Origin of the sequence: Massilia sp. ST3, from assembly GCF_018119405.1 — a bacterium.
GTDB lineage: Bacteria > Pseudomonadota > Gammaproteobacteria > Burkholderiales > Burkholderiaceae_D > Telluria.
In genome coordinates, this window is record NZ_JAGPWC010000109.1 from 1 (window position 1) to 10,638 (window position 10,638).

General features: G+C 68.7%; 9 protein-coding genes. 3 read left to right on the forward strand and 6 right to left on the reverse strand.

Going from position 1 to position 10,638, the window contains the following annotated elements; translation table 11 throughout:
• Positions 1 to 114 precede the first annotated feature (114 nt).
• From KBW98_RS22660 to gspG, 4 genes are read right to left on the reverse strand one after another with little or no spacing between them, the layout of a single operon-like run.
• On the reverse strand, positions 115 to 936 hold the full coding sequence (locus tag KBW98_RS22660) for a hypothetical protein (RefSeq protein ID WP_211522432.1): 822 nt from the start codon (positions 934 to 936) through the stop codon (positions 115 to 117).
• Positions 929 to 2,587: a GspE/PulE family protein gene (locus KBW98_RS22665; protein ID WP_229429368.1), complete on the reverse strand. Its 1,659-nt coding sequence runs from the start codon at positions 2,585 to 2,587 to the stop codon at positions 929 to 931. The genes KBW98_RS22660 and KBW98_RS22665 overlap by 8 nt, the downstream gene beginning before the upstream one ends.
• Before the next feature lie 35 nt (positions 2,588 to 2,622).
• A complete protein-coding gene (locus KBW98_RS22670) occupies positions 2,623 to 3,810 on the reverse strand; it encodes a type II secretion system F family protein (RefSeq protein ID WP_211522434.1) in 1,188 nt (395 codons plus the stop codon).
• A 42-nt stretch (positions 3,811 to 3,852) separates the two neighbouring features.
• The gene (gspG, locus tag KBW98_RS22675) at positions 3,853 to 4,281 is read right to left on the reverse strand and encodes a type II secretion system major pseudopilin GspG (protein WP_229429366.1); all 429 of its coding nucleotides are present in this window, start codon (positions 4,279 to 4,281) and stop codon (positions 3,853 to 3,855) included.
• Between the two features lie 429 nt (positions 4,282 to 4,710).
• On the opposite strand from gspG, the gene KBW98_RS22680 reads away from it, so the two are divergent.
• Positions 4,711 to 5,463 carry an NF038120 family PEP-CTERM protein gene (locus KBW98_RS22680; RefSeq protein WP_211522436.1) on the forward strand — a complete coding sequence of 251 codons (753 nt, stop codon included), beginning with the start codon at positions 4,711 to 4,713 and terminating at the stop codon, positions 5,461 to 5,463.
• A 28-nt stretch (positions 5,464 to 5,491) separates the two neighbouring features.
• Positions 5,492 to 8,641: a S8 family serine peptidase gene (locus KBW98_RS22685; protein ID WP_307727620.1), complete on the forward strand. Its 3,150-nt coding sequence runs from the start codon at positions 5,492 to 5,494 to the stop codon at positions 8,639 to 8,641.
• Positions 8,642 to 8,986: 345 nt separating this feature from the next.
• On the opposite strand, the gene KBW98_RS22690 is transcribed toward KBW98_RS22685, so the two are convergent.
• Entirely contained in the window at positions 8,987 to 9,397 is a 411-nt protein-coding gene (locus KBW98_RS22690; protein WP_211522437.1) for a hypothetical protein, read from the reverse strand.
• Between the two features lie 309 nt (positions 9,398 to 9,706).
• On the opposite strand from KBW98_RS22690, the gene KBW98_RS22695 reads away from it, so the two are divergent.
• The gene (locus KBW98_RS22695; protein ID WP_211522438.1) at positions 9,707 to 10,021 is read left to right on the forward strand and encodes a hypothetical protein; all 315 of its coding nucleotides are present in this window, start codon (positions 9,707 to 9,709) and stop codon (positions 10,019 to 10,021) included.
• A 28-nt stretch (positions 10,022 to 10,049) separates the two neighbouring features.
• Here KBW98_RS22695 and KBW98_RS22700 read toward each other — a convergent pair.
• On the reverse strand, positions 10,050 to 10,638 hold a 589-nt coding region (locus tag KBW98_RS22700; protein WP_229429367.1), incomplete at its 5' end, for a LuxR C-terminal-related transcriptional regulator.

Below are 10,638 nucleotides of genomic sequence, written 5' to 3' on the forward strand. Positions count from 1 at the left end.
CGCCGGCCAGCGCGCACGCGGCAATGGCGCCCGCCAGCGGCCCGAGCATGCGCGGCGGGGTCTGGAACAGCAGGCGGCGCAGGCTGCGCGGCGCGAAATCGATGCGGGTGCGCCTCATGCCGCGCTCCCGGTGCGCGCCAGGCGCGCCAGTTCGGTCCAGCCCTGCTGCGTTTCACTGGCGTCGCTCTCGAACAGGGTGCAGGCGAACTTCAGGCGCCCGACGCTGCTGGCCCAGCCGCTCGGGGCGGCGCCGCACAGCTGCAGGCGCTCCGGCCGCCCCACCCCGACGCGCAGCGCTTCGCGCGCCACGTGGGCCTCCAGCCATTCGCGGTCGGCGCCCTCCGGGATCACGGCGGTGCGCACCGCAGCCAGGCTGCGGCCCTCGTAGGCGGCCAGCGACAGCACCCCGCCCTGCACCAGCCCGAACCAGGCGCCGCTGCGGCGCTCGCGGCGCCAGGCGTTCATCGCCGCCACGAACTGCGGCACCACCTCGACCAGGTGGAAACGGTGGCTGCGCGCCGCTGTCTCGAGCTGGGCCAGCAGCGGGGCCGGCACGGCGGCCGCCAGGAAGGGGCGCGCCGCGTCCCAGTCGGCGCTCAGGCGCCAGTCGCCCAGGGTTCCGCCGAACAGGTGCTGGAAGCGCAGCGCCGCGGCGGCCTCCAGGTCGCCCATGCGGCTGGCGCCGGGCGGCGGCGCGACCTGCCACAGGCGCACCAGTTCGTCGGCCAGCACCACAGTCACTGGCCAACCGGCGGGCGCGAGATCGTCGGCGAACAGCGCCCCGAGGGCGTTGACGATGCCGTCCGGCGCCGTGAGGTCGGCGTGGCGCTCGGCCAGCGCCAGCGGCTCGCCGCCCAGCATGCGGCTGGCGCGCACCAGGGCCGCGCCATGGGCGGCCAGGCCGATGCGCAGCGATTGTCCGATTCGCCTACGCATGCAAGGTCACCCGCTTGATTTCGTCGATGGTGGTGGCGCCGCGCCGGACCAGGTCGAGCGCCGCCAGGCGCAGGCTGCGGGTGCCGTTGGCGTGGGCGGCGGCCTTGATGCGGCGGATCGGCTGCTTGTCGACGATCAGCTCGCGGATCTCGTCGTTGAGCGTGAGGATTTCGGCGATCGAGCGCCGTCCGCGGTAGCCGGTGCCGCGGCAATCGCCGCAGCCCTTGCCGCGCATGAACACGTAGTCTTCCACTTCGTGCCGGGTCAGGTGCACCGAGGCCAGTTCGGAATCAAGCGGGTCGTAGCGTTCGCCGCAATGCGGGCAGTTCATGCGGATCAGGCGCTGGGCCCAGATCCCGTTCAGGGCCGACACGAAGGCATAGGGATCGATGCCCATGTGGGTGAAGCGCCCGAACACGTCGAACACGTTGTTGGCGTGGACCGTCGTCAAGACAAGGTGGCCGGTCAGGGCCGACTGCACCGCGATCTCGGCGGTCTCGCGGTCGCGGATCTCGCCGACCATGATCTTGTCCGGGTCGTGGCGCAGGATCGAGCGCAGGCCCTTGGCGAAGGTCAGGCCCTTCTTCTCGTTGACCGGGATCTGCAGGATGCCCGGCAGCTGGTATTCGACCGGGTCTTCGATGGTGATGATCTTCTCGCGTCCGTTGTGGATCTCGGTCAGGGCCGCGTACAGGGTGGTGGTCTTGCCCGAGCCGGTGGGGCCGGTCACCAGCAGCATGCCGTAGGCTTCCTGGGCCAGCACGCGCAGGGTCGCCAGCGAGGGCGCGTCGAAGCCGAGCGCCTCCAGGGTGAGCGCGCCGTAGGATTCGATCATGGCGCGCTTGTCGAGAATACGGATGACCGCGTCCTCGCCGTGGATGCTGGGCATGATCGAGACCCGCAGGTCGATGTCGCGCCCGCCGGACTCGACCCGGAAGCTGCCGTCCTGCGGCACGCGCCGCTCGGCGATGTCGAGTTCGGCCAGCACCTTCAGGCGCGAGATGATGTGCTCGGCCAGCTCGATGCCGCCGACCGTGGCCGCGTGGTCGAGCACCCCGTCGACGCGGTACTTGACCGACAGGCCGCCGGCCGTGCTTTCCAGGTGGATGTCGGAGGCGCCGGCCTTGAGCGCGTCGTACAAGGTCGAGTTGACCAGCTTGACGGCCGGGCTGCCGGCCTCGGACACGGTGGCGAAGGACAGCACGGCGGCGGTCTTGGCGTCGCGCCGGGCGTCGCCCGCCCCGCCCACCAGGCTGTCGACGGCGCGCGCCGATTCTTCCTGCTTGGACAGATAGGCCTGGATGTCGGCCTGCAGCGCCAGGCACAGGTCGAGCGGCGCGCGCAGGGTGGCGCGCGCCTGCGCGCCCAGCCAGGTCTGCAGGTCGAGGTCGAAGGGGTCGGCCAGCACGCCGGTCAGGCGCCCGTTCGGTGCACGCAGCAGCACGCAATGGCGCGACAGGGCCTGCGCCAGCGGCAGCAGGTCGAAGGCCGGCGCCAGCGCCAGCATGTCGGCCGTTTCCATCACCGGCATGGCGAAGGGCGCGGCCAGGGCGCGCACCAGCTGGCGCGCATCCTGCCCGGTGAGCGCTTCCAGTTCGGCCACCAGGCCGCGCTGCGACGCCCGGGCCTGGGCGCGGGCGCGCGCCAGCATGGCGGCGTCGAGCGTTGCGGGAGATTCCTGGGCGTTCAAGACATGTCTCCGGCAAGGTCGAAAATAGGCATGTACAGCAGCACCACGATGGCGCCCACCACCAGGCCGATGGCGGCCATCAGGAGCGGCTCGAAGGTGCGGGTGAAGCGGTCGATCCAGCGCCCGATCTCGCCGTCGTAGAAGGCCGCCGACTGGGTCAGCATCGGCCCCATTTCGCCGGTGCGCTCGCCCACGCGCAGCATGCGCAGCGAGATCGGCGTCGTCAGGCCGTTGGCGTCGAAGGCGTGGGACAGCGGCTGGCCCGATTCGATCGCCGCGCGCGCCGCCGCCAGGCCCTTGCGCACGGCGCCGGACACCATCGGCTGCACCGTCTCGATGGCGTTGACAATGGTGATGCCGCCCTCGCTCAGCATGCCGAGCGTGAGGTAAAGGCGCGACAGTTCATAGATGCGGGCGCGCTCGCCGATGCCGGGAAGGCGCGCCAGCAGCCGCGCCATGCCGCCAGTCCGGAGCAGGCGCCGCGCACCAAGCACGGCGCCGCCGACCAGCAGCAGCGCGGCGAGCAGGATCGCGCTGCCGTGGGCGGCCGCGAACTGGCCCCAGTCGAGCAGCAGCTGCGACATCCAGGGCAGGTTGCGTCCGGCGCCGTGGTAGACCTCGGCGAACTTGGGCACCACGTAGCCGACCAGGAAGGCGCTCACGCCCCCGCCCACCATCAGCAGGATCACGGGATAGATCGAGGCGCTGACGATCTTGGCGCGCACGGTGTCGATGCGCTGCTGGTAATCGATGTAGCGCGCCAGCGCGCGCGGCAGGTCGCTGGTGCCTTCGGCGGCGCGCACGATGCCCACGTACAGGGGCGGGAAGAGATCGGGCTGGCTGGCCAGCACGGCGGAGAAGCGCTTGCCTTCGCGCAGGCCGCCCAGCAGGCGTTCGAGCACGCCGCGCGCGCCCGGCGCCGCTTCCTTTTCCAGCAGGGCTTCCAGGCCTTCGACGATGCCGAGGCCGGCGTTCAGCAGCGCCAGCAGTTCCTGGCTGAACAGCACCAGCGAGAGCTTGCCGCCGCGCTGGCGCGCCAGGCGTGCGCCGCCGGCCGGCTCGATGCTGCTGACGAACAGGCCGCGCGCCTCGACCTGGCGGCGCGCATCGAGCGCGTCGGCCGCGTCGACGACGATATTGGCAATCGACATGTCGGGCGCGAGGGTGCGTACGGCGAACTGCATGGGTGGCCCGGCTGCTGCGTGAAGAAACGTGGCGCGAAAGCGTTATTGCGACGAGATGTCGGCGTTGTCGCCAGCGCCGCCCGGCTGGCCATCCTTGCCCAGGGACAGGATTTCGTACTCGGACTTGCTGCCCGGCGAGCGGTACAGATAGGCGCGACCCCATGGATCCTGGGGAACGCCTTTCTTCAGGTAGGGACCATTCCACTTGGCGCCGGCGCTCGGCGGCGCCGTCATCAGCGCGCCCAGGCCTTCCTCGGCGCTCGGATAGCGGCCGATGTCGAGCCGGTAAGTGTCGAGGGACTTGTCGAAGGCTTCGATCTGGGCCTTGGCCACGGTCACTTCGGACTTGCCCAGCTGGGAAAAGTATTTCGGGCCGACGTAGGCTGCCAGCAAGCCGATGATCACGATGACCACCAGCAGTTCCAGCAGCGTGAACCCCGCCTGGCGCTGCGCGGCGGTTTTCTGTTTCATTCCACAAACCATCGACCTGCTCCTAAATTGCTCTTATGAAAAGCTTCGGCGGTGAAGGCTACCACGCCCTTCCCCGCGCCGACAACTGTTGTTTGCACGCCGCTTGCGGCGCTTGGCGACGCAGGGGAGCCGCCGCTGCCGCCCTTGTCGCCCTTTACACGCAGGCCAACTGACAAGTTGACAACAATCCGCTGCGCATGCGCAACGCGTGTTCTTGATTGCGAACGTACATTTTCATAGTGGAAACCGAATTTTGTTACGTTAATGTTGCAAAATCAAAATTTTCCTCGTTGAAATTTTTTCCACTTTTGTTGTTTCCGTTGATATATTTATTGTCATCCTGAGACAGTTCAGGTGCATGAGCATGAGGATAAGCTCGCCCCGCCCCATCCAGGCGTGACAAGACCCAACCATAAAGGCAGAAGAACCATGATTCGGAAATCGCACTTCGCAGCAACTTCCCCCAGCGTTACCTTCAAACAACTTGCCGCCGCCGCCCTTGGCGCGGCTGCCTTCGCGGCTGCGCCCGCGCAGGCCGGCGTGATCGGTTTCGACGGCTGGTACGGCCCGGTCGCAGGCACCGAGGTGTATACGGAGAGCGGTTTCAATCTCGGCTTTTATGCCAATGTCGCCGGCGGCGGCGCCGGCGCCCTGGTCGGCGAGTTCATCGACGGCAGCGACCCGACCTACTGCGTCAGCATGGCGTGCCCGGTGAACAATCCCGGCATGTACTACGGCGCCTTCAACGACAGCTATATCGACATCACTTCCAGCACCAACGGCCAGCGCTTCAACATCAAGTCGATCGACGCCAGCTTCATCGGCGCCTCGCCGGTGCTGAGCAGCTACCCGGCGGTTGCCGGCTTCCTGCGCATCCAGGGCTTCCGCGCCGACGGCAGCTCGGCCCTGCAGGACGTCATTTTCGGCAAGCCGGCCGCCGGCGGCTTCCAGTTCGGCCACTACAACATGACTGCCGCCTTCGCCGCTAACGAGTTCGTCGAAGCGCTGCTGTTCGGCTTCGTGTGCGACAGCGCAGGCCAATGCAAGGCCTTCCAGACCAACCAGGGCCAGTTCGGCGTCGACAACATCGAGCTGACCGCCGTCCCGGAACCGGCCAGCGCCCTGATCTTCGGCCTCGGCATCGCCGGCCTGGTCGCCGCCCGCCGCCGCAAAGCAGCCTGAACGCACACGACAGAACGAGGAATCCCTGATGAACATGAAACTCCGTCCCCTCTCCGCGGCCGTCCTGCTGTCGCTGTCCTGCCTGGCCCTGAGCGCCAGCGCCGATAGCCTGCGCCGTCCCTACATCGTGCAGCTGGCCGACAAGCCGATCGCTTCCTATAGCGGCGGCGTCGAGGGCATGCCCGCCACCCAGCCGGCCGCAGGCCAGCGCCTGGACCTGGAATCGTCCGACGTCCAGCTCTACAACGGCTATCTCGAGAACAAGCAGCAGGTGGTGATGTCGTCGGTCGCCGGCGCGCCGATCCTGCATAACTACAGCGTCGTGCTGAACGGCTTCGCGGCCATGCTGACCGACGCCGAAGTGCGCGCCCTGCTGGCGCGCACCGACGTCGCCGCCGTCACCGCCGACACCCCGCGCACCCTGAGCACCACCTACACCCCGGCCTTCCTGGGCCTGAGCAAGCCGGGCGGCCTGTGGGACCAGCTGGGCGGCAAGGGCAAGGCTGGCGAAAACGTCATCATCGGCATCGTCGACGGCGGCGTCTGGCCGGAAAGCCCATCCTTCGCGGACCGCAAGGACAGCAACGGCAAGTGGAGCTTCAACCCGAGCGACGAGCTGGTCTACGACGCGCCGCCGTCGCGCTGGAAAGGCGCCTGCGAAACCGGCGAAGGCTTCACCACCGCCCATTGCAACAACAAGCTGATCGGTGCGCGCTTCTTCGACGCCACCTACCGTTCGGTCGGCGAATCGACCCACTGGAGCGAATTCCGCTCGCCGCGCGACTCGGTCGGCGGCAACATGGGTGAAGGCGGCCACGGCACCCACACCTCGACCACCGCCGGCGGCAACGCGGGCGCCGAAGCCATCATCGGCGGCATCGCCGTCGGCGAAATGTCGGGCGTGGCGCCGCGCGCGCGCATCGCCTCGTACAAGGTGTGCTGGTCGTACGACGACCCGGCCGAAGCCACCGGCGCCAAGAACAGCTGCTTCACCGGCGACAGCGTGGCAGCGATCGAAAAAGCGGTGGCCGACGGCGTGCACGTGATCAACTTCTCGATCAGCGGCGGCACCTCGATCACCGATCCGGTCGAGCAGGCCTTCCTGAACGCCTCGAACGCCGGCGTCTTCGTCGCCGCATCGGCCGGCAACAGCGGCCCGGCGAACACCGTGGCCCACATCAGCCCATGGCAGGCCACCGTGGCCGCCTCGACCCACAACCGCGAACTGCAGGCCAAGGTCGTGCTGGGCAACGGCGCAAGCTATACCGGCGCCTCGATGAACAACGCGCCGCTGCCGAGCGCACCGCTGATCCTGGCCGAGGACGCCGGCATGGCGGGCGCCGATCCGGCACTCGTCAAGCTCTGCTACAGCAGCGTCGAGAACAAGGGCGTTCCGGTCCTCGACCCGGCCAAGGTGGCCGGCAAGATCGTGGTCTGCACCCGCGGCGTCAACGCGCGCGTCGACAAGAGCCTGGCGGTGATGGAAGCCGGCGGCGTCGGCATGGTCCAGGTGAACACCACCGGCGGCCTGGTGGCCGAGATCCACTCGGTCCCGACCGTGCACGTCAGCGCCGAAGACGGCGCCCTGATCGTGGCCTACGCCAAGACCGCCGGCGCCAGCGCATCGCTGACCAAGTTCGTGGTCGGCACCTCGGCCGTGAAGGCCCCGGTCGTGGCCGACTTCTCCTCGCGCGGCCCGAACCGCTACGACGGCAACGTCATGAAGCCTGACCTGGCAGCGCCGGGCGTGGACGTGATCGCCGGCGTCTCGCCGGCCCTGAGCAAGTCGCAGCGCGACGACGTCGTCACCGGCACCCTGACCCCGCCGGCGGCCTGGGCGTCCTACCAGGGCACTTCGATGGCAAGCCCGCACGTGGCCGGCATGGCCGCGCTGCTGCGCCAGCAGTACCCGAACTGGACCCCGGCGATGATCAAGTCGGCCCTGATGACCAGCGCCACCGACACCCATCCGGACGCCATCGCTTCCGGCGACACCCGCGGCATCCTGCCGTTCGGCCAGGGCGCCGGCCATGCCAACCCGAACGGCGCGGCCAATCCGGGCCTGGTCTACAACATCGTCGAAGCGGACTACCGCAAGTACATGTGCGGCGCCGGTGTGGCGAGCCAGTGCGCGGGCGGCACCATGCAGGGCTACAACCTGAACCTGCCGTCGATCTCGCTGAACAACGTGCTGGGCGCCACCACCGTCACCCGTTCGGTGACCAACGTGGGCGGCGCGGACGCCATCTACAAGGCGGAAGTCAGCATGCAAGGCTACAACGTGACCGTCAATCCGGCCACGCTGTCGATCCCGGCCGGCGCGACCCGCTCGTTCACCGTCACCGTGACCCGCAGCAGCGCGACGGAAAACAAATGGTACTTCGGCAACCTGACCTGGAAGGACGGCACCCACGCCGTGCGCAGCCCGATCATCGCCCGTTCCGGCAAGCCGATCGTCGCCCCGAGCTTCATCCAGAGCGACCGCGTCAACGGCAGCAAGCCGATGACCGTCACCACCGGCTTCTCGGGCGTGATGACCGCCAACTTCGGCGGCCTGAAGGAAATCGCGCGCACCTCGTATGAAGTGGTCCAGGCGGCCAGCGGCTCGGTCGGCACCACGGCGCAAGTCGAGGCGGCATGCGCCAGCGGCGCCGCCGGCGTGCACGTGGTTCCGGTCACCGTCCCGGCGGGCGCCCTGACGATGCAGTTCGAGCTGTTCGACCGCGATACCACCGGCAACGGCAAGGACGACCTCGACCTGGCGCTGCTGTCGCCGGCCGGCAAGCTGGTGGCCTACTCGGGCAACCAGACCTCGAACGAGCTGGTCACGCTGAACGCCCCGGCCGCCGGCGCGTACAAGGTCTGCACCATCGGCTACCGTACCTCGGACGGCCAGCCGACCCAGTTCGCCCTGCATTCGGTGGTGGTCGACAAGACTGAACGCGGCGGCAACTTCCGCGTGCTGCTGCCGGCCAAGGTCGTCGCAGGCAGCTCGGCAACCGTCAGCGCCAGCTGGTCGGGCCTGCCGACCGGCAAGCGCTTCATGGGTGCGGTGCAGCTGCTGGACCAGAACAAGGCCCCGGCAAGCGTCACCGTGTTCCAGGTCGAGACCAACAATCCGGTGCCGGTGGGCGAACTGACCCCGCGCCAGAGCCCGACCGTGAACGGCGACATCTGATAGGACAACGGGACCTTCGCGGTCCCTGCTCCAGGAACGCGCGCTTCGGCGCGCGTTTTTTTTGGCGCTGTCACCGCCGCTTCCGCTAGTGGGTGGCGCGCTTCCATGGCGTCGCTTCACGTTACCTGCCGAACCACCTTGGCCGGCAATGGGCGCTGGATGGAGCCCGCATCGCCACGCCGGAGCAGTTCTTGCGCACGGCGATTGGCGTCTTCAACACGTAACGGGCACAGCGCCTTTATTGGGGCGCCGCCCTTGCGGCATGCGCCGATATCAGGACACCAAAAGCGCAAGGGCCGCAGCCTTGCCGGCGGCAGCCCCCGTCATGAAGAAAAAGAAACCGGCTCAGCGCGCCGCGGCGCCCGCCCCCAGCTGGCAGCTACCCGCCACGCAGACCGCGCCCGGATCCGGCAAGTGGCGGCAGGTCGACATCATGCCGCTGCGGACGATCTGGGCCTGGCGCTCGGCCTTGTAGCGCTCGGCCAGTTCGCGCACTTCCTTTTCGTTGGTACGCAAGGTCGAGTACGGCAGGTAATCGGACGGTCCGCCGCAGGCGACGGCGCCGACCGGCAGGCTGCGGCACTGGCCATTGTCGCTGCAGGTCGTGTCCGCCGTCAGGGCGCGGATCTTCGCCAGCAAGTCGGACGGCGCCTTCGACGCAGGGGCCGGCGCGGCGGGCGCGGGTGATTGGGGATCCTGCGCCTGGGTCGTGCAGGCGGCGCAGCCGAGCAAGAGGATGAGGAGAAGTTTGTTCATGCCTCATCTTCGCGCCGCGGCGTGGCGTGGTCAAGCGAATCACTTCCCTGGACAAGCCGGAAAGAGGCCGTGCTGCTTGTCGCGACAATGCCACACGGCAATTAGATTACGCACGGAAATTTTTCCTTGAAGAACTTTTATTGCCTTGCGGATAGGTTTCGCATCGTCGCTCATCTGTTCCGAATTTCGCGCAATTATCTTTCATTAATTCAATGTTTTCTGTTAGCTAACGGAAAAAATTGAGCACCGGAAAAAATTTACCCACTACAATAAGCAGCGTTACAGACGAGCTTGCTCCACGACACAATCATGAACTTCTCCATCCTCCGTACCGCCGCCGCCATCGCCACCACCGTCCTCCTGACCGCCTGCGGCGCCGGCACCCAGGAAATCCACGCGACCCAGACCGCCTCGATCAGCGCCAGCGGCGCCTCGCTCGCCCAGGAAGCCGCCGTGCCGAGCACCGGCGCCCCGGTTGCTCCAGTGGTCTCGGCCAACATGCCGGCGCCGGATTGCGCCGCCGAAGGCTGCGGCAGCCTGCGCATCATCGACGGCAACGCCGAAGCCTTCCGCATCGACGCCCAGCGCCGCGACGCCCTGCAAGCCAGCCTGCCCCAGGCCTGATTCTCCCAGGCCGCCGGCCCGGACCGCCTCACAGCAGGCGCAGTTCGAGGCAGCGCGCCACCGCGTGGGCCCGGTTGCCCACGCCCAGCACCCGGTAGACGCGCTGCAGGTGGTTCTTCACCGTCAGCGCACTGATGCCGAGCGCCTGCCCCACCTCCTCATTCGTGCGTCCCGCGCGCACCCCGTCCAGGATCGCCACTTCGCGCGCCGACAGCGTCCGTGACGGCGCCGCCCTGCCCGGCTGCAAGCCCGCGGGTTTCCCGGTCGGCACACGCAGCAGCGCCAGGTGCAGGTAAGGCAGCAGCAACTGCAGGAAATAGCCATGGCGCGTGCCCGGACTGAAAGGCAGGCCAAGCAGCACGAAGACGGTCGCCGCGCCTTCGACGGGCGCGCTGCCATGCACCAGCGCATTCTCGAAGCCGCTCCGGCGCAGCCAGGGCCGGCAAGCCGCCAGCGCGGCGCCCTCTTCCGCCCCACCTTCCTCCGTGTCCAGCACGGCCGGCTGCAGCCGGCCGCCCCGCCCCCCCCCGGGCCCGGGGGGGGGGGGGGGGGGGGGGGGGCCCCCCCCCCGGGGGGGGGGGGGGGGGGGGGGGGGGGGGGGGGGGGGGGGGGGGGGG